The organism is Patiriisocius hiemis (assembly GCF_031846325.1).
GTDB lineage: Bacteria > Bacteroidota > Bacteroidia > Flavobacteriales > Flavobacteriaceae > Patiriisocius_A > Patiriisocius_A hiemis.
In genome coordinates, this window is the sequence record NZ_JAVRHZ010000001.1 from 327,696 (window position 1) to 351,391 (window position 23,696).

At 32.9% G+C, this 23,696-nt stretch carries 19 protein-coding genes; 2 read left to right on the plus strand and 17 right to left on the minus strand.

Translation table 11 applies throughout. The annotated features are described in order from the left end of the window. Positions 1–59: 59 nt before the first annotated feature. The 13 genes from RM538_RS01500 to RM538_RS01560 all read right to left on the minus strand — a co-directional run bounded on the left by RM538_RS01500 (position 60) and on the right by RM538_RS01560 (position 16,197). Entirely contained in the window at positions 60–2,084 is a 2,025-nt protein-coding gene (locus RM538_RS01500; RefSeq protein WP_311331622.1) for a DUF349 domain-containing protein, read from the minus strand. Positions 2,085–2,185: 101 nt separating this feature from the next. Continuing rightward, positions 2,186–2,917, minus strand: a complete 732-nt coding sequence (locus RM538_RS01505; protein ID WP_311331623.1) for a shikimate dehydrogenase family protein — start codon at positions 2,915–2,917, stop codon at positions 2,186–2,188. After that, on the minus strand, positions 2,910–3,929 hold the full coding sequence (locus RM538_RS01510; RefSeq protein ID WP_311331624.1) for a DUF368 domain-containing protein: 1,020 nt from the start codon (positions 3,927–3,929) through the stop codon (positions 2,910–2,912). Before RM538_RS01510 ends, RM538_RS01505 begins: the two co-directional genes overlap by 8 nt. Before the next feature lie 3 nt (positions 3,930–3,932). Continuing rightward, on the minus strand, positions 3,933–4,904 hold the full coding sequence (locus RM538_RS01515; protein WP_311331625.1) for a DUF368 domain-containing protein: 972 nt from the start codon (positions 4,902–4,904) through the stop codon (positions 3,933–3,935). Positions 4,905–4,938: 34 nt separating this feature from the next. Continuing rightward, positions 4,939–6,339 (minus strand): tetratricopeptide repeat protein, encoded by a 1,401-nt coding sequence (locus RM538_RS01520; protein WP_311331626.1) that lies wholly within the window; start codon positions 6,337–6,339, stop codon positions 4,939–4,941. 125 nt (positions 6,340–6,464) lie between these two features. Next, positions 6,465–7,664, minus strand: coding sequence for an aspartate aminotransferase family protein (locus RM538_RS01525; protein ID WP_311332153.1), 1,200 nt, complete (start codon positions 7,662–7,664; stop codon positions 6,465–6,467). Then, on the minus strand, positions 7,654–9,414 hold the full coding sequence (locus tag RM538_RS01530) for an OstA-like protein (protein WP_311331627.1): 1,761 nt from the start codon (positions 9,412–9,414) through the stop codon (positions 7,654–7,656). Before RM538_RS01530 ends, RM538_RS01525 begins: the two co-directional genes overlap by 11 nt. Then, on the minus strand, positions 9,402–9,962 hold the full coding sequence (locus tag RM538_RS01535; protein ID WP_311331628.1) for a DUF2004 domain-containing protein: 561 nt from the start codon (positions 9,960–9,962) through the stop codon (positions 9,402–9,404). The genes RM538_RS01530 and RM538_RS01535 overlap by 13 nt, the downstream gene beginning before the upstream one ends. 30 nt (positions 9,963–9,992) lie before the next feature. After that, on the minus strand, positions 9,993–11,264 hold the full coding sequence (locus tag RM538_RS01540) for an adenylosuccinate synthase (RefSeq protein ID WP_311331629.1): 1,272 nt from the start codon (positions 11,262–11,264) through the stop codon (positions 9,993–9,995). A gap of 6 nt (positions 11,265–11,270) precedes the next feature. Then, the gene (locus tag RM538_RS01545; protein WP_311331630.1) at positions 11,271–11,723 is read right to left on the minus strand and encodes a Fur family transcriptional regulator; all 453 of its coding nucleotides are present in this window, start codon (positions 11,721–11,723) and stop codon (positions 11,271–11,273) included. Positions 11,724–11,746: 23 nt separating this feature from the next. After that, positions 11,747–13,954 (minus strand): RelA/SpoT family protein, encoded by a 2,208-nt coding sequence (locus RM538_RS01550; protein ID WP_311331631.1) that lies wholly within the window; start codon positions 13,952–13,954, stop codon positions 11,747–11,749. Between the two features lie 206 nt (positions 13,955–14,160). Then, positions 14,161–15,393, minus strand: coding sequence for a M48 family metallopeptidase (locus RM538_RS01555; protein WP_311331632.1), 1,233 nt, complete (start codon positions 15,391–15,393; stop codon positions 14,161–14,163). Between the two features lie 9 nt (positions 15,394–15,402). Next, positions 15,403–16,197, minus strand: coding sequence for a TrmH family RNA methyltransferase (locus RM538_RS01560; protein ID WP_311331633.1), 795 nt, complete (start codon positions 16,195–16,197; stop codon positions 15,403–15,405). A gap of 61 nt (positions 16,198–16,258) precedes the next feature. On the opposite strand from RM538_RS01560, the gene RM538_RS01565 reads away from it, so the two are divergent. Continuing rightward, complete coding sequence (locus RM538_RS01565; RefSeq protein WP_311331634.1) at positions 16,259–17,158, plus strand: T9SS type A sorting domain-containing protein; 900 nt, start codon at positions 16,259–16,261, stop codon at positions 17,156–17,158. 80 nt (positions 17,159–17,238) lie between these two features. Continuing rightward, positions 17,239–18,042 carry a DUF6503 family protein gene (locus RM538_RS01570; RefSeq protein WP_311331635.1) on the plus strand — a complete coding sequence of 268 codons (804 nt, stop codon included), beginning with the start codon at positions 17,239–17,241 and terminating at the stop codon, positions 18,040–18,042. Positions 18,043–18,109: 67 nt separating this feature from the next. Here RM538_RS01570 and RM538_RS01575 read toward each other — a convergent pair whose 3' ends face one another. The 4 genes from RM538_RS01575 to RM538_RS01590 all read right to left on the minus strand — a co-directional run bounded on the left by RM538_RS01575 (position 18,110) and on the right by RM538_RS01590 (position 23,691). Then, the gene (locus RM538_RS01575; RefSeq protein WP_311331636.1) at positions 18,110–18,697 is read right to left on the minus strand and encodes a superoxide dismutase family protein; all 588 of its coding nucleotides are present in this window, start codon (positions 18,695–18,697) and stop codon (positions 18,110–18,112) included. Positions 18,698–18,817: 120 nt separating this feature from the next. Further along, positions 18,818–20,029 (minus strand): bifunctional alpha/beta hydrolase/OsmC family protein, encoded by a 1,212-nt coding sequence (locus tag RM538_RS01580; RefSeq protein WP_311331637.1) that lies wholly within the window; start codon positions 20,027–20,029, stop codon positions 18,818–18,820. A 136-nt stretch (positions 20,030–20,165) separates the two neighbouring features. Continuing rightward, positions 20,166–21,632 carry a vanadium-dependent haloperoxidase gene (locus RM538_RS01585; RefSeq protein WP_311331638.1) on the minus strand — a complete coding sequence of 489 codons (1,467 nt, stop codon included), beginning with the start codon at positions 21,630–21,632 and terminating at the stop codon, positions 20,166–20,168. Between the two features lie 112 nt (positions 21,633–21,744). After that, positions 21,745–23,691 carry a S9 family peptidase gene (locus RM538_RS01590; RefSeq protein ID WP_311331639.1) on the minus strand — a complete coding sequence of 649 codons (1,947 nt, stop codon included), beginning with the start codon at positions 23,689–23,691 and terminating at the stop codon, positions 21,745–21,747. Positions 23,692–23,696: the final 5 nt, after the last annotated feature.

The following is a 23,696-nucleotide window of genomic DNA, read 5'->3' on the forward strand; positions in this document are numbered from 1 at the left end:
TTTTTGTGGCTGTGTATTTTGTGTATTACATAACGGACAAGAAACCATTACACTTTATTTTAAAGGGCTTTAATCTTTTTAAGCTTAGCTTTCCAAACATCCAATTGATCTTTGTGCTTTTGGATGTTATTATGCACTTCCTTTACTAATGGATTATCATCGTCTACATGTTGAAAAAACCCAAGATTATTTTCCAATTGATTAATTTCGGCTTTAGTTTCATCAATCTTTTTTCTAATAAAAAAGTGTTCGTTTCTAAGTTTACGCTCGTCTTCTTGAGAGGCTATAGAATTAAGTTTGTTATCATACTTAATTAACTCAACTTCTCTTTTCGCTATATCTAGTTTGCCAAAGAGACTATCTAACTTTTTATTAAACTTTTGTTCAATGTTTTTCTTATTGTAAGGGACACGGCCTACTTCTTTCCAATTTTTTATTTGATTTTTAATTGTTGCTAGATCTGCTTTATGGTCTCCACTTAACTCAAGGCTATCAAGTGATTCTAGAAGTTTTGTTTTCTCCTCAAAATTAGCTACTTCTTCTTTGTTTGCTTCATTTTTCTGTGCGTGTACTCTATCAAAATAGAAGTTACATGCGGCTTTAAACTCCTTCCAAATTTTATCACTATCTCGTCTTGGTACATGACCAATCTTTTTCCAGTCTGCTTGTATTTTCTTCATTAAAGGAGTAACTACTTCAAAATCATCACTCTCTTTATTTTCTTGTGCTATTTTAATAAGCTCTTTTTTCTTTTCAAGATTGGCAAATTGCGCTTTCTTTTGGTCTTTATAAAACTTATTTTTTTCTTTATTGTAAGCACTTGTAGTTTCTTTAAAGAATCTCCAGATTTCTTTGTTTTTTGTTCTTGGTACTTTTCCAATTTCAAAAAATTTATCACGAAGTTCTTGAACTTTTTTCATGCTAGCCTGCCAGCCTTTATGACTGTTAGGTTTTTCGTTTTCTAAAACGGCAGCTATTTTGTTTACGATTTCAACTTTTTTGTCAAAATTTTCTTCAAATTTTTTCTCAAGTTCAGCTTGATGCGCATGACGTTTATCATGAATTACTTTAGTAGCAGCACTAAATTTCTCCCAAACTTCTTCCCTATATTCTTTTGCCACAGGGCCTAGTTCTTCTTTCCAAACCTTGTGAAGCATTTGTAACTCTCTAAATGCTTTATCAATATTTTCTTCAAAACTTAGCTCTTCGGCACGATTAATAAGTTTTAACTTCTGTTCTAAATTGTGTTTAAAATCTAAATCTCTAAACTCTCTATTTAAATGTAAGAAGTCATAAAAATTCTCTACATGATGGTGGTAAGTATTCCAAACAGTATTGTATTTGTCTCTTGGAATTGCACCCGCCTCATGCCATTTTGATTGTATTTCCTTAAAATGATTGTAGGTAGTATTTATATTTTCTTCGGCAGTAAGTAGTCCTTTTAATTCCTCAATTAGTTCTTGACGCTTACTTAAGTTAGCTTGTAAGTCTTTTTTGAGGTTTTTATAATAGTTATTTCGCTTTTCTTTATAATCAAAATATAACGAGTTAAATTCCTTTTTTAAAGGAGTGGAGAAGTGAAAGTCTATAATATTACCACCTTCAGCAAGAAACTCTTCTTTCTTTTCTTCTAGTGCCTCAGTAAATTTAGAATTAAACTCAGCTTTAATTTCTTCAACTTCATTTTTTATACTTTTTACTGGTTTTGAGCTTAAAAGGGTTTTAAAGGTGTTTATTAATTCTTTTTTTGATAGGCTACTATAATCAATTGTTTCTTCTTTTTCCTCCTCATCTGTATCATCTGATGAAGATATTTCTTCTTCATCATCATCATCATCATCATCTTTGGTATCAGAATTTTCTTTTGATACAGCTTCTTTTTTATTTTCAGTAGCTTTTTCTTCTGAAACTATTTCTTCTTCCTCAACTTCTTCTTTTTCTGAAGGTTTAGCTTCTTCAGTTGCTATTTGTTCGTTCTCTTTAACAAGGTCTTTGTTTGAGGTTTCTGTAGTAGTTTCTTTTGTGTTTTCTGAAGCTTTAGTTTCTTCCACTTCAGAATCTTTTTTTAAATCTTTGTCAGACATGTCTTTCAATGTTTAGGTTCATTATGTAGGTTTGTCAATATACTATTAACTCTTATAACTGCAAACTTAGTATGAGTATTTTAGGATATTTTGTAGGAAATTTAAGATTTCCAAATTTTCCAAGATTTTTTAGCTTGATATTCTAGCATTTTTAGACCATTTTCAATTTTAGCTCCTTTTGCAAACCCACGTTTTAAAAATTCGGTTTGTTTTGGGTTGTAAATTAAATCAAATAGAACATGGTTGCTGGTAAGATATTGATATGGAATGTTAGGACAATCATGCACATTTGGAAATGTACCTAATGGAGTACAATTTACAATTAAAAAATGTTGACTTATAATTTGCCTATTAAGTTCTTGGTAGGAAAGGCAGTTTTCCTTTTTTATTCTTGAAACAAATTTATAGTTAAACCCCATAGCTTCAAGTACATATCGCACAGCTTTTGAGGCTCCACCAGTACCTAAAATAAGAGCCGTTTTCTCGTGAATAGGCAATAAGTTTGCTAATGCTTTTGCAAAGCCATAATTGTCAGTATTATAGCCAATTAGCCTCCCGTCTCTATGAAATTTAATAGTGTTTACAGCTCCAATTTCTTGTGCTTCTTTGTTTATGGTATCTAGGTGTGGTATTATTTCTTCTTTATATGGAATAGTAATATTAAGACCTTTTAAATCAGGGTTGTTTTTAATAATATCACATAATTTATCAAGACATTCGATATCAAAATTGTGATATGTGTCTTTTCTTTTTTCATTTTCAAATTTAATTGTGAAAAATGTTTTTGAAAATGAATATGCTATGTCTTTACCAATTAATCCATACTTAGCCATTGGTTTTTGTCTTTAATTTGTGATACCAATCTAGACTCAAAACTATAAGTATTCCTACAAAAATAAATAATATAGCAAGAAACGTTTCGAAAGAAAATTCTGAGGGAATATATCTATCAAACCCCTGTATTATTTCTCTTCCATTTGCGTCTATTAAAATATTGCCATCGTTGTCAAGGCTATATTTTTTAATCTTCCAGGGCCATACAACACCAAGCGAGCCAGTTATAAACCCTATTATTACAGCATATGTAGCTTTTTTATACCGTTTAAGAACATACCCAAGTAGATGAGATAAAGAAACTAATCCGGTAAGTGACCCTAAAGAAAATATGGCTAATACTTTTAATAAACGTATGCGTTCAGTATTATCTATGAAAGTAAAATCTCCTTGAAAAATATTGGCAACTGTGTCGTATAGTGCGTTTACTGCATCAACTAATAATAGCACATAATTACCCAATAGAATTAAAATAAATGAGCCTGATAGACCTGGTAGCGTCATTCCAGAAACTCCAATAATGCCACAGATAAAAACAAATATAAGGTTGTCATTTTCTTTTGCGGGCTCTAGAAAACTTATACTAATTCCAGCAATTACTCCACAGAGTAAATAGGCAAGATATTTTCTATTCCATTCACCAAAGTCTTTTGAAATGTAATAAATAGACCCAATTATCATCCCAAAAAACGCACTCCAGACGTAGAGTTCAAAATGCTCTATTAAATAGTCTAATAACTTGGATACACTAAAGTAGCTAATAATCATTCCAAGGATTAATGCTAAAAGAAACTGGCCATTAATATACTTGTAAAAACTTTTAAATCTTCCTTTACTAAGTAGTGCAAAGGCTTTTCTATTAATTTTTTGAAGGGAATAGATAAACTCTTCATAAAACCCAGCTACAAAAGCTACCACTCCTCCTGATACTCCAGGTACTTTATTGGCAGCCCCCATTCCTAATCCTTTAAAGACAAGCCATAGTTTATCTGAAAAGGATCTTTTTTGCATTTTTTATTCTGTTTTAGTTTTGTTAGCTACTTTTTCTAGAAGAAATATGGTAAGAAAGCCAATAACCATAAATAGTATTGCTGTTAAGACCATTGGCTCCCCTTCATACGCGTTAGGAAGAATACTTTTTTCCAAAAAAGGAACCTTGTCTCCATCATGAGAAACCCTAAACTCTAGTACTTTTTTCCATGGCCAAATTTTGTTAAGTGCTCCAATCATAAAACCAGTAAGAGTAGCTAGAATGATATTTTTGTGATTTTTAAAAAGCCAGTTTAGCACACTAGAAAATGCTTTTAAACCCACAATAGCGCCTAACATAAATACGCCTATCTTGACTACTGCCTGAGATATTATACCCCAATCCATGGTTGAAAGCCCCGTGCTTAAATCATCTAGTGCTCCTATAACAGGTTGGTACGCTCCTAAAAGTAATAAGATAAATGCGCCCGAAATCCCTGGTAATATCATTGCTATTATTGCAATAAAGCCAGCAAAAAATAAAAACCAAATACTCTCTGGAGAGCCAATAGGTTTTGCTAGAGTTATATAATAGGCAATACCAGCTGCAAGTACTATTGCGATAACAACCTTTATATTCCAAACTGTAATTTGTTTTCCAACATAAAGAATACTGGCGATAACCAACCCAAAAAAGAAAGACCACACCAAAACTGGTTTATTTTCAAGCAGCCATGTAATTACCTTTGCTAAGGATAAAATACTTATTGCTATACCTAGAAATAGAGCAACTAAGAATGATAGATTATACTGCTTCCAAGCAATTTTTAACCCTTCTCTCTTCCAAACTTTAAACAGTTTAAAATCTAATTTATGAATGGTTTCTATAAGCTCTTCATAAATACCAGAGATAAAGGCAATTGTTCCACCAGAAACTCCTGGAACAACATCTGCAGCTCCCATAGCCAGTCCTTTTGCGGTAATAAGTAAGTATTGAATAAAAGATCTTGGTTGCATAGTTATTTTAGACTATACACCAAAAGTACGTATTTTAAATGGATGGTTTTTTGTGTTTTTTAATTATTTCTTTAACCGAATTTCTAACAAATACAGTTGGGAATAATTCTTCAATAATCATCACAAACTCATCATTAAAGGATAGCGCATTTTTAAGGTGATATTCAGCTTTTCTATCATCTGCTAAGTAGTAGTATAAACCAGCTAATCTAAATTCTATCTCTGCATTTTCTGGATAAAATTCAGTTGCTTGAAAAAGATTCTTGACACATGCTTCATACTCTCCTAAATGAATTAAAATATCTGCTCGTTGTAACCAAGATTCTAACTCATAATTGCCTAGCTCTAGAGTCCTTCTGTACCCATGTTCTGCTTCTTCAAAGAGATTGAGACGCGTGTTTATTTTAGCATAACGCTTCCAATAGAGTACATTTTCGCTATCAATGTTAAGCGCTTTTTCTATAAAATAAAGTGCTTTTTTGTAATTCTTATTTTTTAAGTAGTAATCTGTTATTGCAATCCAGCCTTTATCTAACAATGCATCTTCTTCTACACATTTTGAGTAAAATTGTAATGCGAGCTCTGTTTCTCCTAGTTTTTCATAGCATTTTCCAATTCGTAATAAAGCGAATGAAGTTGGGTCATCTAATCCTAAAGTAATAGTATAACTTTCTATAGCTTCACTGTATTTACTAAGCTTTTCAAGTACTTTACCTTTTTCAAGGTAAGCGCCAATAAATCTATCATCGCTAATAATTGCAAAATCAAAAGCAGCGAGCGCTTTGTTATAGTCTTTTAGGGTGTAGTATTGCTTTCCTACTTGATGCCAAGCAACTTCACAATATGGATTTTTATTTAAAAAGTCGTTTAAGTAATCTATAGCAGCTTCGTATTGCTCTAAATACTCAAAGCAATAAATAATATTGTAAAGAGCAGAATAGTCTTGTTCGTCTTCTTCTACACATTTCATGAAAAAGTACTTTGCATTTTCAAAATCTTCTAGAAATAAGTACTCCATTCCTATTAAGGATAATACATCTGATGCATCTTCTGTAATTTCAAGTGCAGCTTCTAGTAACTTGATAGCATCTGTATGTAGATCTCTTCTAGAGAAAATATTAGCTTTCTGAATGTAGATTTCTTCATTAGATGGCTCCAGTAAGTATAATTCGTCCAGTAATTGGTCTGCAACGTCTAGTTTATCTTCAAAAATGTACATCTCTACCTGAAACAATTTTAAGTTAGTAGAGGTAGGGTGCTGCTCTAATCCTAATTTTGTTGCCTTTTTTGCAAGGGCAATCTTCCCGTTTTCTAAATAATGCTGAATAATCTCCTCGAACTCTTCAGAATCAAAGAAGAGGACATTATTAGTCTTAAGCATAGATTCAAAACGGGTTAGCGGAAAGTTGTTGTGCTCGTTAGAAGGTAATTGCATACAAAGCTATTTACTGTTCAACTATTTTAAAGATACTAATGTATTGAGGGTTTCAAGAGTTGTGCCGTCTTTGTTGTTAACAAGATTATTAACAAATTGTAAACTTTTATAAGATTGATAGACAACTAGTTATGTGTGTTTTTTTCTGTGTTAATTTCAGTAAGTACTTGTGTCAGGATGTCGCAGCCTTCTTTAATTTCGGTAATTGAAATGGTAAGTGGGGGTGTAATACGTATGGCTTTTCCTTCAAAAAGCAACCAGAAAAGGATTAAACCCCGGTCTTTACATCGTAGTATTACTTCGGAAGCGATTTCAGCAGATTCAACTATTGCAGCAAGCATTAAACCACGACCTCTTATTTCTTTTATAAGTGGGTGTTGTAACTTTTCTCTAAAAACTTTCTCTTTAGTTATTGTTTCAGAGATTAATGAACTTTCAGTAAGGACTTTTAGTGTTGCTAATGCTGCTGAAGCTATTACAGGATTACCACCAAAGGTTGTAATATGTCCTAATTTTGGGTTATTTTTAAGTAAATCCATGTGTTTTTTTGAAGCCATAAAAGCTCCAATAGGTAATCCTCCACCCATGCCTTTGCCCATAACAAGAATGTCCGGAACTACATTATAATGCTCAAAACCAAAAAGTTTTCCTGTACGTCCAAACCCTGGCTGAATTTCATCTAATACCAGTAATGCGCCAACCTTTTCACATTTAGCTTTTACTTTGTTTAGATACCTATTAGTAGGCTCAATAAATCCAGCGCCTCCTTGTATGGTCTCTAAGACTACTGCTGCTGTAGCCTGTGTAATTTTTTCAAGACCTTCTTCATCATTAAAAAAAATGGGATGGCAATTAGGTAGTAATGGTCCAAAGGGGGTTTTGCGTTCTTCAAAACCCATAATACTCAATGCTCCATAACTATTGCCATGATAGGCGTGATGTGCGTATAATATTTCACTTTTGCCAGTAACTCTTCGCGCCAGTTTTATAGCACCATCTATAGCTTCAGTACCACTATTTACGAGATAAACAGACTCAAGTGTAGGTGGAGTATGAGTGGCTAATAATTTTGAAAATGCAACAGCTGGTTCTTGAATGTACTCGCCATAAACCATTACATGCAAGTACTTGTCTAGTTGCTCTTTTACAGCAGTAATAATACTTGGGTGTCTATGTCCTAAACTACATGCAGAAACTCCTGCAACAAAATCTAAATGCCTCTTTCCTTGTTTGTCAAATATATAAGAACCTTTAGCGTGAGATACTTCCATTGCTAAGGGGTGAGGTGTAGTCTGCGCCTGGTATGTAAAGAAATCACTTTTCATTTTCTGTTTCACTTTCGTCTTCATCTTCTTCATCTTCTCTTGTCCTTGGCTTTGGGTCGTCTTCTCTATTTTGTATATCCCTAGGTTTTAGTTTTGAATTCTCTGGTAATTCAACTTCATCTAGCGGGATGTCTTCAAAGAAAGTACCTTCGTCTTCGGGTAATGGAATCCCTTTAATTTTAGGTAATACAGGAGCTGGTTTTCCTTTAAATAAATCTTCTTTGCTAAAAAGCCGTTCTTCTCCACGCCAATTAAAATCTGGAAGAATTCTAGCATTTTCTGGAAATTCTGAAGGAGGATAGATTTTACCAGGGACTTGTTTTATAAAACGTATGCCATATATCTGCTGATTTGCTAAATACATCTCAAGGTTACTGGCTGTGGTATTATCTATACCTATCAATTCATCTTTTTCATCTCTCATAAAAAAGATAACTTCCACATTTTTATCAATGTTAACGGTATCTAATTGATTTTCGGTAAAGAGACCAATTAAACGTTCCCCTTTTACTTGATTATATCCTGTACCTAATGTGTCTTTTTGAATTAAAAAAGCATTATTAAATACTTTGAGAGTGTCTAGCTTTTCAGTAGTAGTATTAGATAAAATATGGATGGTATCGCCTGTCATCTGGCTATCACCATTCCATAAGATAGGATTTCTCAAAAGCTTTGTAATGCCTGTTTTTTCATCTACATAAATGGAATCACACTTTCCACTTGTAGGTTGTTCTCCAGGAAGCCCTCTTTTAAACATTCGTGCTCTGTAATATCCCTTGAGTATTCTATTTTCAGGTTTTCCAGTAATTCTTAATGTGTCTGCATGTACAAAAATAGAGTCATTATCTCGTAGTGTGGCTGCTACGGCTCTTTTGGTTATAAAAACTGAATCTTTTTCTCTATATACTTCGGCATAGTGCCCCGTAACAGTACTTTTATTTATAGTGTCTAGTACTTTAATGTTATTGGTAGCAGAAGCGAAGCTTCTATTTCTATCAAAGTAAATACTATCACCATAGAGTGTTCTATTTTCGTAATCTACTCTGGAGTTTTTCACAAAATAGCCTGTATCACCACGCGTATCATAATACCCACGCTCACAGTATACTGTACTCGTTTCACTTACAATGGTAGATTCTCCATACAAATACGCACCTCCCGTTTCTGAATAAAAATCTAGTTGTTCGCTATTTACAGTATATTTTGGGTTAACAATTTTTACTTTGGACAAAAACTGATACTTTTTGGTTTCAGCATAATATCTACCCACACGACTTGTAAGTGTGCTTGATGTGTCTATAACGGTTCCGCCACTTCTGTAATAGGCTTGTTGCTTGGTTCTATCAAAGTAAAGAGTGTCTGTTCGTAAAGTGGTTTTGGGCTCAGTAAGGACAACATCACCACTCGCAAATGCAAATGAAGTATCTCCATTATACTCTGCGTATTTACTATTCATTGTCACAGTATCTCCCTGCGTTAACCGAACATTACCATATGCTTTTACAAAATTGTCATCAATATAGACATAGGCTTGGTCACACCACATTTCTACACCTTCATGGACGATATATACTTGATTGTTTTGTTCTTTAGTATAGATAACTGCATCTGGAAATTCTGGTTTAATTTCTAAATAACCAGATTGTATATCTACCTTTCTTGTTTGAGTAGTGTCTGTTTGCGACCAAGAAAGGTTAACAAACAGAAAAGTAAATAGTAGTATGAAGAAACTTGTTTTCAGCTTTCCCATGTTATATAATCCAAAATCCCATTTTGATTAATTTTCAAAACTAAAAGCTGATTGCATGGCTCTCCTTGAATATCAATCGAATAGTCGAATGTTGCAAAACAAGAATCTTGCGGATAAATCCCAACCCTTATTAAATTCAGTTGTTCCATTAAAAGAGTATTCTTTGATTTTTTTTGATTTTTCAAATCAATTATTTCCGATAATTCACTTTCATCAAATTCGTCAAGGTAGAAGTTCAGATAGTCAGATGTCATACTTACATTTTGCTCAGAGTCAGCTTTTATATAATTACGATTTTGATTATCAAATACAGGTATCTTTTTTACAAATCCAAGTATTTCATCTGTTTTAGATTGATTGATTGATTCAGTTTCAAAATTTAAATCAAGGTTAATTTTTCTATTTCCAAATTTTAAAGTCCAATCGTAGTAATCTTTTAATTTATTGGTGTTAATTTCTGAAAAATCTAGTTTCTCTAAAACTGGAGTTTCTTCATTGGGGTTTTCAAATTCTTTTTTATTTTTTTTTAAAAAATTGAACATTCCCATTTTAAATAACTTTAATCAGATTATAGTTGACTACCTATGAATAGTTTGCGTTCTATCGGGTCCTACCGAAACAATTTTAATAGGGATTTCTAATTCTTTTTCTAAAAACGAAATGTATTCATTAAGTGCTGGTGGGAACTCACTCGCATCTCTCATTTTTGTTAAATCCTTTTTCCAGCATGTAAACGTAGAATAGATAGGTGTTACGTTTTCTGTTTCTATATTATAAGGAAGGTGTTTTATCGTTTCTCCTTTATACTTATAAGCCGTACATACCTTTAATTCATCAAAGCCAGAAAGCACATCTCCCTTCATCATCATTAATTGCGTTACTCCGTTTACTTCACACGTATATTTGAGTGCAACAAGATCCAACCACCCACAACGTCTTGGTCTTCCTGTTACTGCACCAAATTCATTTCCAACTTTTGCCATTTCTTCACCTACTTTATCAAAAAGCTCAGTAGGGAAGGGACCAGAACCAACTCTTGTGGTGTATGCTTTAAAAATACCATATACATCTTTCACCTTATTAGGTGCAATACCTAAACCTGTACAAGCACCAGCCGCAGTAGTATTGGATGAAGTTACAAAAGGATACGTTCCAAAATCAATATCTAATAAAGAGCCTTGAGCACCTTCTGCTAGTATAGTTTTTCCGTTTTTAATGGCTTGATTTAAATATTCTTCACTATCTATAAATGTAAGTTCTTTTAATCTCTTTATAGATTCAAAAAACTCAACTTCCATTTCTTTTAAATCATACTGAATATCTACATCGTAAAATGCAATCATAGCCTCATGCTTGTTGGCAAGGGAACGATATTTTTTCTTCCAGTTATCTAATTCTAGATCACCCACACGAATACCATTTCTACCAGTTTTGTCCATATATGTTGGGCCAATTCCTTTAAGGGTTGAGCCAATCTTGGCTTTACCTTTTGAGGCTTCGCTTGCAGCATCTAGCAATCTATGAGTTGGTAGAATTAAATGCGCTTTTCTAGAAATAATGAGTTTCTTTTTATAGTCTATATCAAATTGGTCTAAACCATCTAATTCTTTTACAAAAACTACTGGGTCTATTACAACACCATTACCAATAACATTAATAGATTTTTCATGAAATATACCTGAAGGAATGGTTCTTAAAACGTGCTTTATGCCATCAAATTCAAGTGTGTGTCCAGCATTGGGACCTCCTTGAAAACGCGCTATTATATCATAATTTTGTGTAAGTACATCGACGATTTTTCCTTTTCCTTCATCGCCCCATTGTAATCCAAGTAGTAAGTCTACTGCCATAATTGTTTAGTTGGTAGGTTGTTTTTTATTTCCGTAAAAATAAAGTGAATGATTAGTGATTTCAATATCAAAAACTTCTTCTATAGTCTTTTTTATAGATTGTATTCGAGGATCACAAAACTCGATTACCTCTCCGTTAGATAGTATTACGTGATCGTGTTGTTTGTCAAAATAAGACTTTTCATAATGGGCTTGATTTTGCCCAAATTGATGCTTACGAACTAAACCGCACTCCAGTAATAATTCTATAGTATTGTATAGGGTAGCTCTACTTACACGATAGTTTTTATTTTTCATGTTAATATAGAGTGATTCTATATCAAAATGATCATTGTGATCATAAATTTCCTGTAGAATAGCATATCGCTCTGGTGTTTTGCGATGCCCTTTTTCTTCTAAAAAGCCAGTAAAAACATTTTTTACAATGGCTTGATTATTTTTATCTGTTTTTGAACTCATAATAACTTGGCAAAAATAGCGATTTAAAGGCGTGTAACTTTATCAATTCCATTTATTTTTTTAATGTTATCCACCAAATTATTAAGAATGGTCTTGTTTTTTACAACGACTATTATTTTTCCGCTAAAAGTACCATCATCTGTATCAAAGTGAACACTTTTCATATCTATGTGAAGGTTATTTGAGACAACTTTTGTTAATTCATTTACAAGTCCTACGCTATCAATACCTGTAATAAGTAATTCTGTTTTAAACTCATGCTGGCTAGAGTCTATCCATTTTGCTGGCATAATTCTATAGCTATAACTACTTTGTAGTTGTATAGCGTTAGGACAGTTTTGCTTATGAACTTTAATACCTTCATTAACTGTTAAAAACCCAAAAACATCATCGCCCGATATTGGATTACAACAATTTGCCATTTTGTAATCTAATTTTTGTTGGTCTTTACCAAAGACTAGCTGGTCATACTTTTCAGTAATTTCATCTTTATGTATGTCTTCTGGAACATTAGGCTTTCTAATTTTATTTTTAAAGAAACTAACTAGTGCATTACTTCTAGAGGCAGCATATTCTTTTAGTTTTTTATTATCAATAATACCAGCGCCAACTCTATAAAATAAGTCTTGACTAGTTTTAACTTTAAAATACACGACAAGTTGATTTATGGTTTTTTCGTCAAGTGTGATTTTTAAAGACTTTAGCTTTCTTGCTAAGACTACTTTTCCTTCTGCTGCAAGTTGTTTTTTCTCTTCCTTTAATGATGATTTTATTTTAGAGCGAGCTCTTCCGGTAGTGGCATAATCTAACCAGCTGGCAGATGGTTTTGATTTTTCTGAAGTAATAATTTCTACCTGGTCACCACTTTTGAGCACATGGCTTAAGGGTGTTAATTTACCATTAACCTTAGTACCGCGGGTGTGTAAACCAACTTCAGTATGCACGTGAAAAGCAAAGTCTAAAGCAGTTGCTCCTTTTGGTAAGGAGTATAAATCTCCCTTAGGGGAGAATACAAAAATCTCTTTTGCGTATAGATTAAGTTTAAATTCCTCTACAAAGTCAACTGCGCTTATATCTTGGTTTTCTAGGGTGTCTTGTAGTTTATTTAACCAGTTTTCTAGACCTCCATCATCTTTTTCTTTGTTTTTGTATTTGTAATGGGCTGCATAGCCTTTTTCGGCTATTTCATTCATACGTTCACTTCGTATTTGTACTTCTACCCAACGCCCTTTAGGTCCCATTACTGTAATGTGTAGAGCTTCATACCCGGTTGACTTTGGAGAGGATATCCAATCTCGTAATCTAATAGGATTAGGTCTAAAGTGATCTGTTACAATGGAGTATATTTTCCAAGCAATAAACTTTTCACTTTCAGCATCTTTACTTTTATAAATAATTCTAACAGCAAACTTGTCGTATACTTCATCAAAAGAAACATTTTGAGCCAACATTTTTCTTCGTATAGAAAAAATAGATTTGGGACGTCCTTTAATTTCGTATTCAAGTTCTTCAGAATCAAGAGAGTCTTTAATAACTTTAGAGAAGTCTCTAATGTAAGCATCTTGTTCTTCTTTACTCTCTTTAATTTTGCTTAATATATCGTTGTAAACATCAGGCTCTGTATATTTTAGTCCTAGATCTTCTAATTCGGTTTTAATATTATAGAGCCCTATTCTATGTGCCATAGGAGCATAGATGTATAGCGTTTCTGAAGCTATTTTTACTTGCTTATGTTCTGGCATAGAATCCATCGTTTGCATATTGTGCAAGCGGTCTGCAATTTTGATAATTATTACTCGTATATCTTCATTAAGAGTAAGCAGCATTTTTCTAAAATTCTCTGCTTGCAAGGATACATCACCATCGTATGGCATTTTGGAGATTTTAGTAAGGCCATCTACAATACGAGCAACAGTTTCTCCAAAGAGTTGTTCTAAATCAACTAATGTATAGTCTGTATCTTCTACAACATCGTGTAGTAAAGCAGCAGCGATTGAAGTAGCATCTAGTCCTATTTCTGAAGCAACAATCTTTGCTACAGCAATTGGGTGAAAAATATATGCCTCACCACTTTTGCGACGCTGCTCTTTATGAGCATCTACCGCAACATCAAAAGCGCTTCTAATTAGTTTTTTGTCTTTCGGTGAAAGGGTTCGATAACTAATTTTTAAAAGCTCTTTATACTCTTTTGTGAGTTGTTTTTTTTCTTCTGCTAAAAATGCTTCAGTCATAAATTAAAAGTACGTTTTACTTAGATAAGAAACAAGAAAAATGCCATTTGCTCAATTACAACGCATATAATTGTTAATTTTTTTAAAAATAAGAAGGGTGTTATAGGCAAAAATAACTTTACACATTATGCTTCCCTAAATGTATTTATCCAATCTTTTATAGTTTCTATAGATTGAAACTTGATTCTTTAGAAAAAAGAATTATATTATTTCATTAAATTTTGATAGCGCTCCAGTAGGGTAGGGTGTGAATAGTGCATAAATACATAAGCTGGGTGTGGTGTTAAATTACTCAAACTGTTTTTAGACAGTTTTTTTAAAGCAGAAATAAGAGGGCCTCCTTTATAAGTCTGCTTTGCATAATTATCTGCTTGATACTCAAATGCTCGTGAGATATAATTCATTACTATCCCAATAATTTCTGAAATTGGACTATATAAAACTCCAAAAGCAATTAATCCAATGTGAAAAGATGGCTGGTTAACAGCTAATGCCTCTGAAAGTAATGGATTTCCAATAAATAAGGATAATAGCCAAAGCATAACCCCGGTTGTAATTATTGAAGACAAGAGATTGGTAATTATATGTTTCTTTTTATAGTGACCAACTTCATGCGCTAATACAGCAACAATTTCTTCGTCTTCTAAATCATTGATTAAAGTATCGTATAATGTGATACGTTTTTCACTTCCAAAACCTGAAAAGTAGGCATTTGCCTTAGTGCTTCTTTTAGAACCATCTATCACAAAAATGTTTTTTAATGTAAAACCAACTTTATTTGCATATGCTTCAATTTTATCTCTTAGCGTACCTTCTTCTAGCGGAGTTTGTTTATTAAATAGTGGTACAATTAGGCGAGCGTAAAACATATTCATAAAAATGGTAAAAAAGGTAATTAAGCCCCAAGCATAAAGCCAAAAGTTACTTTTTGTTTCTTGATAAAACCAGATTAACAAAGCAAGAATTCCACCACCAATTATACCCATTACTAACCAACCTTTTAGCTTATCTAGAAAAAATGTAGCTGTGTTTGTTTTGTTGAAACCATATTTTTCTTCAATTACGAAGGTTTTATAATATCCAAATGGTGTGCTTACTAAATCACTAGCGAGCATAATACAACCAAAAAAGATAAGACCAACTACAATTTCATTTTCTGAATAACTTCTTGCAAGCTCATCTATATAGGCAAACCCATCAAAAAAGAAAAACAGTAGGGTAGCTATTATAGAGACCGTTGAAGTAATTAAGCCAAACCTATAGTTTTCTTTTTTATAGCGTTGGGATTTTTTATATTCTTTATCATCATAAACATCATTTATTGGAGAAGGTACTTGGTCATTAAAGTGCTTTGCATTTAGCGCGTCTACTATTTTATCTAAAATAAAGTTGAAAACTAAAATTCCGATAATTATATAAAAAATATGTTGTGGATTCATTTGTGTTTATTACTTAAAAGCACGTTGTCTCTTTGCCTCAAAGATAAGGATTCCAGCAGCGACTGAAACATTCATAGAATCAATAACACCTTGCATAGGTATGATTATATTTTGTGTACTATTTTTAAGCCAATCATCAGAAAGGCCATCTGCTTCAGTACCTACTATAATTGCAGTTGGAACTTTAAAATCACAGGTGTTATATTGTTTAGAGGCCTGCAAGGCAGCACAATAAATGTTTATAGATTTATTATTTAAAAATGATATTATTTCTTGTGTGCTTCCCGTTGCTATTGTATTTGTAAAAATACAACCTACACTACTACGTATAATGTTAGGGTTGTATATGTCTGTTTTAGGATTTGCAATAAGTACCGCATCTACATTTGCAGCATCTGCAGTTCGTAATATAGCTCCAATATTACCAGGTTTTTCTGGCGCTTCGGCAACTAGGAGTAATGGGTTTTTTGAAGTAAATGAAAGTGAGTTTAATTTTACTTCCTTTACATTTATAATAGCTATAATTCCTTCAGTAGAAGTTCTATATGCTATTTTTTTATAAACATCGCTGCTAATGTTTATAGCTTTCTTTGCATTAGAAATAAAGTCAATATTATCTTCAGTAATTATTTCAGAACAAAATAATAAGGTTTCAATATTATAGCCACCCTTTAGTGCAAGTTTTACCTCTCTTATTCCTTCAACAATAAATACTCCACTTTTTTTACGCTCTCTAGAACTAGATTGTAATTGCACAACTTTTTTTACAAGAGGGTTTTTTACACTAGAAATGGATTTATTCATACTGCAAAAATATCACAAATATTTGGAGGACTCTTTTACGTATCTTTGAAAAAAAGACAAAATGAAAAACATTTTATTTACAATAATTCTATTAAATTCATTTTCAATGTTAGGTCAAGTAATGGCTGGACAACCTGACCCAATAATTTTATGTGATGTAAATAACCCGGGAGATGAGATGGAAGTTTTTGATATGACAATAAGGGAAGCCCAAATTATTAATGGACAAAACAATGTTTCTATTTCTTATCATCCCACTTCTGGAGACGCTTTAGGTAATGGTGCTGTAATTACAAACCCCGAAAGTTTTGTAAACGAAGTAAATCCTCAACAAATATTTATTAGATTACAAAGCACTACAAGTAGTGATTTTGATATTACAATTTTAGAATTGAGAGTTCCAGTAGAACCAGAAGTTCAACAACAACCAGATGATATTGAAGTTGAAGATGATAATAATGATGGTTTTGCAACATTTAATCTTACAGAAAATGAATCTCAAGCAGTTGGAACACAAGATCCTTTCCTTCTTGTGTTTAACTATTATATAACTTTACAAGATGCTGAGTCTAAAACAAATCCAATTATTAATCCAGAGTTTTTTGTAAACACAATTCCAAATCAACAAACAATTTTTGCTCGTATAGAGCCCATAGAAGAAGAATGCGAATTTTTAGTTTATGATTTTGAAATACGCACACAAGAAGTTCTCGACATTTCTGAAAGTGTATTTAGCCGTTCTGTTTTTGTTTACCCTAATCCATCTTCGGAAATCTTATTCATAAAAACTAAATCAATATTACAAATTGACAAATTAGTTGTATATGACACTTCTGGGAAATTAGTGGAAGAACTAGCAAGTACCTCTCAATTAGATGTGTCTAATTATGCTAATGGGGTTTATTTCTTGAAGGTTATTAGTAAAGCAAAAACCACAACACTTAGTTTTATAAAAAAATAGAAAATTTTATTAAGGTTTTGTGAAAGCTCTCGTCCTAAAGAGTGCTTTTATTATTTTTAATCAACCTAAAAAATAAAACAATGAAAAAAATAACCGTACTAGTATTTCTTACATTTTCACTTATAGCTTGTAAAGAGCAAAATAAGGAAGTAGAAGTAGTTGATAACTCTCAAATAAATAGTGAAGAAATAACTACAACATCCTACCCAGAAGATATTGATAAAGTTTTTACAGCTCATGGTGGTATTTCAACATGGAATAAGATGAATAATCTATGTTATGAAATGGATGGACGAGGAGGTAAAGAAACACATACTATTTCTTTAAAGGATAGAAAAGTTAAAATTGAAAATAAAAAATGGTCTATTGGACATGATGGAAATAACGTATGGTTATTACAAAATGAAAAGGGTGCTTACAAAGGAAATGCAAGGTTTTACCATAACCTAATGTTTTATTTTTACGCGATGCCTTTTGTAGTAGGAGATGAAGGAATTACATATACCTCCATTGAAGAGACAGAGCTAGATGGTAGCATGTATAATGGCGTTAAAATATCTTATAGTGCTGGCGTAGGGGATTCTCCTGAAGATGAATATATTATCTATTATAATCAAGAAACTAATGAAATGGAATGGTTAGGATATACTGTTACTTTTAGAAGCGGTGAAAAAAGTGATGATTGGCACTTTATTAAATATGATGAATGGATAACAAAAAACGGATTAAAATTGCCTAAGAAGTTAACTTGGTATAATGTTGAAGACGGTAAACCTACAGATGAGCGTAATGATTTGGTATTTGATAATATTATTGTTTCTGAAACAGAGCTGCAAGACAGTATGTTTAAAAAACCTCTTGATGCTGAGGTTGTAGAAAAGTAAACTAAATATTTATAAAAAGAAGAAGCGGCAAATTGCCGCTTCTTCTTTTTATAAACATACTATCTAATTACTGAATAATTCCTCCACAACTCACACGAGCTCCTGCAGCTCCAGATGGTTGCGATGTAAAATCATCTACACCTTGGTGTACAATAATAGCTTTCCCAAGAATGTCTTTCTTTTCATCTCCACAACCAATACACCATTCATCTGTTGTTATTGAAACCATTCCTGTACCATTATCATCTGCTTCAAAATTTCCAATGTCACCTTTGTGATACCCATTTTCGTCTCCCCATTTACCATGCGGTTCCATAGTTGGGTTCCAATGTCCTCCTGTAGATTTACCATCTTCTGAAGAGCAATCTGCTTTTTCATGAATGTGTATTGCATGTGTACCCGGAGATAATCCGGCAATCTTTGCTTTCATTGTTACTTTTCCATCGGTTTCAGTAAACTCAACTTTTCCTCTTGCTTTACTATCACTTTTAGGTTCAAGTTCAAAATTTATTTCTTTTGATGTTACCTCTTCTACTTCCTTAACGACTTCTGTAACTTCTTCTTCAATTTCCTTTTCGGCTTCTTTTGCTTTTTCTTTACAGCTAGTAAAAGCTGCTAGAAATATTACTGTTGTTACTATTGCTAATTTTCTCATTGTGTAGTTTTGTTTGATTATTATCCTAAAGGTACTATGATTACTACTCAATCACAAAACTTTAAAAAAATCTTAAGTTTTTTCTCGTTATAAATTATTCAAAAAAGAATAAAATAAACATTAAATAAGCTTAGTTATAATTTGAGTTTGACTATGTAGTGTTTTATGAACAGGGCATTTGTCTGCTATTTGTAGAAGCCTTTTTATTTGCTTTTCGTCTAACTCACCAGTAAATTTAATTTCTCTATTAAATGTATCAATCTTTGCAGAGTCATCTTCACAGTTCTCACAATCTACAGCATGTTTCTTACTATAGCTAGTATGTACTTCTACATTTGCTATATGCCATCCTTTTCTTCTTGCATACATTTGTATAGTCATAGCTGTACATGCTGATAAACCAGCTGAAACTAGTTCGTATGGTGTTGGACCAAAGTTATTACCACCCACAGTTTCTGGTTCGTCTGCTACGGCATAGTGATCACCTAATTTTAATTGTGTTAAAAATTGATCTTCTTGATCTAAACTTGCAACTACATCGTGTTTAGTTTTTATTTTACCAGAGTCTTGCATTTCAACATATCTTGTTGACCAGCCTGCAATTACTTTACCTGTATATTCAGAGTCTTTTTTATCAGTTAATAAGTGATCTGCTCCATCTAATGAAACAAAGCTCTTAGGATGGTGAGCAGCAATATATATTTCTTCTGCATTGTTAATACCAACAAGGTTATCTTGAGGAGAATGCATCACGAGTAATGCCTTCCTTAAGTTTTTGGCTATTTCTGGGAGTGAAACAGATTCTAAATCATCTAAAAATTGTTTTTTTATTGTGAAACTTCTTCCACTAAGCTGTACTTCTGCAACTCCTTTCTTTTCAATAGTTTCTAAATCACTTTTAAACAAGTGTTTTACATGTTTTGGGTTGCTTGGTGCTCCTATTGTAGCAACCGCTTTTACTGTATCAAGTTTTGATGCAGCAAAGATGACCGCAGCACCACCTAAAGAATGGCCTACAAGAAGGGTAGGAGCCATATATTTTTCTGAAAGAAAATCACTTGCAGCCACCAAGTCTTCTACGTTTCCAGAAAAATTAGTGTCCTTAAAATCTCCTTCACTATCACCTAATCCGGTAAAGTCAAAACGAAGTACTCCAAAACCTGCTGAAGTTAATGAACGGCTAATGTTTTTTACTGCAGATAAGTTTTTTGTACATGTAAAACAATGAGCAAATAGTGCAAAATTATGTGGATGTCTATCTACAGGTAATTCTAAACGCCCTGAAAGATTTTGACCTTCTTTATTTTTGAATGATACTTTTTCTATGTTCATAGGTATTGTTTTAGGTTTCTATTAGGTCGGAAACTATTGTTATAACTAACTATGCTAAAGTTACAAAAGAATACTTGAGAGTATAAAAAAAGGTGAGCAATTTGCTCACCTTTATTAGTCTTTAAATGTAAAAATTTTACTCTTCTCCTACATGTTTTTTATAAAACTTAAACGTTTCATGCGCAACATCTCTACCTAGTTTTAGACCAGCAACATTGTCTGCTTGAATATGATACCCACCAAGAACTCTTGATTGACCAGCCATTTCTGCAGTTTCAGTAAATGTTGGGAACTCAAGTACTACTTTCTCACCTAAATTATCAGGTTCTGTTAATGCTCCAGGAATAAGCTCTACAGACTCACCAAATTCATCACTTCCAGTCCATAATTTTAAGGCTTCGGCACAACCACCACTTATGGTACTGTGTCCAGATGTGTAACTTGGGAATGGTGGGCATAAAAAGGTGTCAGGAGAATATGGCCTCCATTGGTTCCCATCCATGTCTACTATCCCTTTTCCAGGACCTCCCCAAGCTTTTATTTTTTGCTCGTCATAGTATTTGTGCACTAGTGCAAATGGGCGCGCAAAATCATAATACATTTTAGAATCCCAAGAAGCTATAAATGCATCCATGGCAACTACTTGGTTTAAAAAGAACATTTTAACGTCTTGATCTAATGTATGGTTATCTCTTCTTGAAACATCTTGTGCAAATTTTAGCCAATGTCCCGCTTGTTGGACAGATTGAGGGCCATCTCTCATAAACTCAACTAATGCTTTTTCTTTATCTGTTAGTTTTGCTTGAAGCTCAATTACTTCCTTTACCTCTTCTTCTAATTGTTTAGAGCCAATCATTGGTGGTGGACCAGGTCTAAATTGGTCTCCAGATTTTAATGAAATAGGGGTTACTTTGTTCCAATAAGGAGTCAAGCATTGAGGAGCAAAACGTCCTCCTTGTCCATCAGAAAAATATTTAGGTTGCCAACGGTTTGGGTCCACATTGTTCTCTACGTCATTAACTGGTTTGTAGCCTGTATAATCAAAATATGGAGTCCCATCAGATCCTTCTTCATCTCCATATTGATTAGATCCATCTTTTTTTCTGGCTTCAATAACAGCTTTTGCGGCTAGATTTCCTATACCTTCTGGAGTAGTTGGGTCTAGACTCTCATTAGTTGGGTCTAATCCCAATTCTTTCATATAATCTGTAAAAAGAGCTTTGTCGCTATAGTAATACTCATTCATAGTTCTGTATGCAGCATAGCTTATTGCGATTTCTTTGTTTTTAAGTGTTTGCTCTTCTGAAGGTCTTCTTTCAACTCCGTTTAAATAAACTGGAGTTGCTTTTTCATCGTATCGAGACCACGCATCAAAAACTGAAGTAAAGATGAGTGCGAGATATCTAGAAGTTATAGTAGGTCTTGGTTTAAACTTATCAGTATCATTTGCAGTAGCAGTTATTGCCATTTCGCTCCACTTATAAGCCATGTTTTCAATACCTGTAGGTTCTTTTATTTCTACCGTTTCAGTATTTTTTTTATCAGAATTTTTACAACTTAATACAATACTGAGCGTAAGCAGAATAAATAATAATTTTTTCATAAGAGTTTAATTGTTTGGTTGTTAGAACAAAACTCTATAAAATTATAGTAATAACAAAATAAAAGAGCTTGCAAATTATAGCAAGCTCTTTTAAAATTTATCCTTGTTTTTTTTATTTTTCTGCTTCTATCTCTTGACCTTCAACTTTATTTGAATCCATAGTGGCTTCATTTTCACCTTTTAAATATTTATCTAAAAAGCCTTTAATTTTACTATAGGCTTCAATTTGGTTTTCTTTCTTTACAAATCCATGCCCTTCATCTTCAAAAAGTACATATTCTACAGGAACCCCATTTTTGCGTACACCTTCTACAATTTCATCACTTTCAACTTGTAATACTCTTGGGTCTTGTGCTCCTTGTAAAACCATAAGTGGTTTTGTTACTTTTTCAGTATGAAATAAAGGAGAAATAGCTCTCAAGCGAATGGAATCTTCTGTATTAGGGTCTCCCATTTCTTCATATAATGCATCTTTAAATGATGCCCACCACGGTGGAATACTTTTTAGTGTTCTAATCCAGTTAGTAACTCCATAGATATTAACACCTACTTCAAATTCTTCTGGCGCATATGTTAATGCTGCCATTGTCATATAACCTCCATATGAGCCCCCCATGATTCCTATTTTTTCTGGGTCTATTACCTCTTGTTTAGCTAGCCAATCTTTTCCAGCAACACAATCTTTTAAATCTTTATCCCCATGATTTTGGTCATCCATTTTAAAGAATGTTTTTCCATATCCACTACTTCCTCTATTATTTACTGCAAGAATGGCGTATCCATGGTTTACAAAATATTGTGTTCTAGCATTAAACCCTTTTCTAGATTGTCCGCCAGGACCTCCGTGAACTAAAACAATTGCAGGTACTTTATTTTCTGCGCTTGCCTGTTTAGGTTGGTAATAAATTGCTGGAATTTCTAATCCATCAAAAGACTTAAAACGAACTACTTGAGCTTCCACTAAATCATCTGGATTAATTTCTTTATTAAGCACGTTAGTTAATTGATTATACTCCTTAGTTTCCATATTATATGAATATGAATTAGTAGGTTTTGCAGAATTCCCTACATTTAAAATTGCCATACTTTCATCTCTAGAGAAACTGGCACTACTAATAGCTTGATCTTCAATTTCAGGAAACTCAACCTCTTTTCCAGTTGCTACATCAATCACACTCATAACCGTTTCTGCATCTTCATTAGTAAACATTACTCTATATGTTCCGTTTTGAGTGTAGTAGTAATTAAATAAGTCCCATTTATTATCTGTTACTCTTTCAATAGCTCCTGTTTCTATGTCGTATTTTGCAGCATAACTAAACTCAGAGTCTACATCTGTTGCAAAATATAATGAGGTGCCATCTGGAGAGAAATCAAGATGTTGATTACTGCTTACTTGAGTATTGATTTTCTTTTTATCTCCTGTTTCAGTATTTACAATATATAAATCTGAGTCATTGGTTGTGATAGCTTCAATAAGTGTGATATACTTTCTATCATCACTCATGCCACCAAACGATACATTATCTTCTAATTTGTAAAGTAGTGTTGAAGAGAAATCATCTATGTTCATTTCATAATGATCCATAAATTTAGGGTCCCTCTCGTTGCTTCCATAAAAGAAACTCTTTCCATCCTTCGCCCATCCTCTAAATACAGCTCTTACATTTTCAGTAGGAGTAAGGGGTTCTATTTTTTCTCCGTCTTTCATGTAAATTTTATAAATCTCATCCCCATTTCCGTCCATTCTAAACAACATTCTATCATCTTCCGGGAAATATGAAATACCAAATACTGAAGCGCTATCGCTTTTTGTAATTGTTGTTAATTCTCCTCCAGTTGAGGGACTTGTGTAAATGTTATAAATACCAGAACGATTACTAGTAATCATTACTTTAGATTTATCTGAAGAATATCCATTTGCAAAGGCATTTTCGTTATCCATAAATTGCTCTATGGTGTATTGCTGAATTTCTCTTTCAGCAACCTCTTCTTTTTTGGTTTCCTTGCATCCCCATAATAGTGAAGTACAAAGGAAAAGTAACAGTAGTTTTTTCATATTGT

Excerpts from the sequence above, each read along its gene's own strand:
- RM538_RS01510 (WP_311331624.1), bottom strand. The coding sequence starts at position 3,929 with ATGCAAAAAAGATCCTTTTCAGATAAACTATGGCTTGTCTTTAAAGGA.
- RM538_RS01570 (WP_311331635.1), top strand. The coding sequence starts at position 17,239 with ATGAAAAAAATAACCGTACTAGTATTTCTTACATTTTCACTTATAGCT.
- RM538_RS01545 (WP_311331630.1), bottom strand. The coding sequence starts at position 11,723 with ATGAGTTCAAAAACAGATAAAAATAATCAAGCCATTGTAAAAAATGTT.
- RM538_RS01535 (WP_311331628.1), bottom strand. The coding sequence starts at position 9,962 with ATGGGAATGTTCAATTTTTTAAAAAAAAATAAAAAAGAATTTGAAAAC.
- RM538_RS01575 (WP_311331636.1), bottom strand. The coding sequence starts at position 18,697 with ATGAGAAAATTAGCAATAGTAACAACAGTAATATTTCTAGCAGCTTTT.
- RM538_RS01550 (WP_311331631.1), bottom strand. The coding sequence starts at position 13,954 with ATGACTGAAGCATTTTTAGCAGAAGAAAAAAAACAACTCACAAAAGAG.
- RM538_RS01580 (WP_311331637.1), bottom strand. The coding sequence starts at position 20,029 with ATGAACATAGAAAAAGTATCATTCAAAAATAAAGAAGGTCAAAATCTT.
- RM538_RS01505 (WP_311331623.1), bottom strand. The coding sequence starts at position 2,917 with ATGGCTAAGTATGGATTAATTGGTAAAGACATAGCATATTCATTTTCA.
- RM538_RS01590 (WP_311331639.1), bottom strand. The coding sequence starts at position 23,691 with ATGAAAAAACTACTGTTACTTTTCCTTTGTACTTCACTATTATGGGGA.
- RM538_RS01540 (WP_311331629.1), bottom strand. The coding sequence starts at position 11,264 with ATGGCAGTAGACTTACTACTTGGATTACAATGGGGCGATGAAGGAAAA.
- RM538_RS01565 (WP_311331634.1), top strand. The coding sequence starts at position 16,259 with ATGAAAAACATTTTATTTACAATAATTCTATTAAATTCATTTTCAATG.
- RM538_RS01525 (WP_311332153.1), bottom strand. The coding sequence starts at position 7,664 with ATGAAAAGTGATTTCTTTACATACCAGGCGCAGACTACACCTCACCCC.
- RM538_RS01530 (WP_311331627.1), bottom strand. The coding sequence starts at position 9,414 with ATGGGAAAGCTGAAAACAAGTTTCTTCATACTACTATTTACTTTTCTG.
- RM538_RS01555 (WP_311331632.1), bottom strand. The coding sequence starts at position 15,393 with ATGAATCCACAACATATTTTTTATATAATTATCGGAATTTTAGTTTTC.
- RM538_RS01515 (WP_311331625.1), bottom strand. The coding sequence starts at position 4,904 with ATGCAACCAAGATCTTTTATTCAATACTTACTTATTACCGCAAAAGGA.
- RM538_RS01500 (WP_311331622.1), bottom strand. The coding sequence starts at position 2,084 with ATGTCTGACAAAGATTTAAAAAAAGATTCTGAAGTGGAAGAAACTAAA.
- RM538_RS01520 (WP_311331626.1), bottom strand. The coding sequence starts at position 6,339 with ATGCAATTACCTTCTAACGAGCACAACAACTTTCCGCTAACCCGTTTT.
- RM538_RS01560 (WP_311331633.1), bottom strand. The coding sequence starts at position 16,197 with ATGAATAAATCCATTTCTAGTGTAAAAAACCCTCTTGTAAAAAAAGTT.
- RM538_RS01585 (WP_311331638.1), bottom strand. The coding sequence starts at position 21,632 with ATGAAAAAATTATTATTTATTCTGCTTACGCTCAGTATTGTATTAAGT.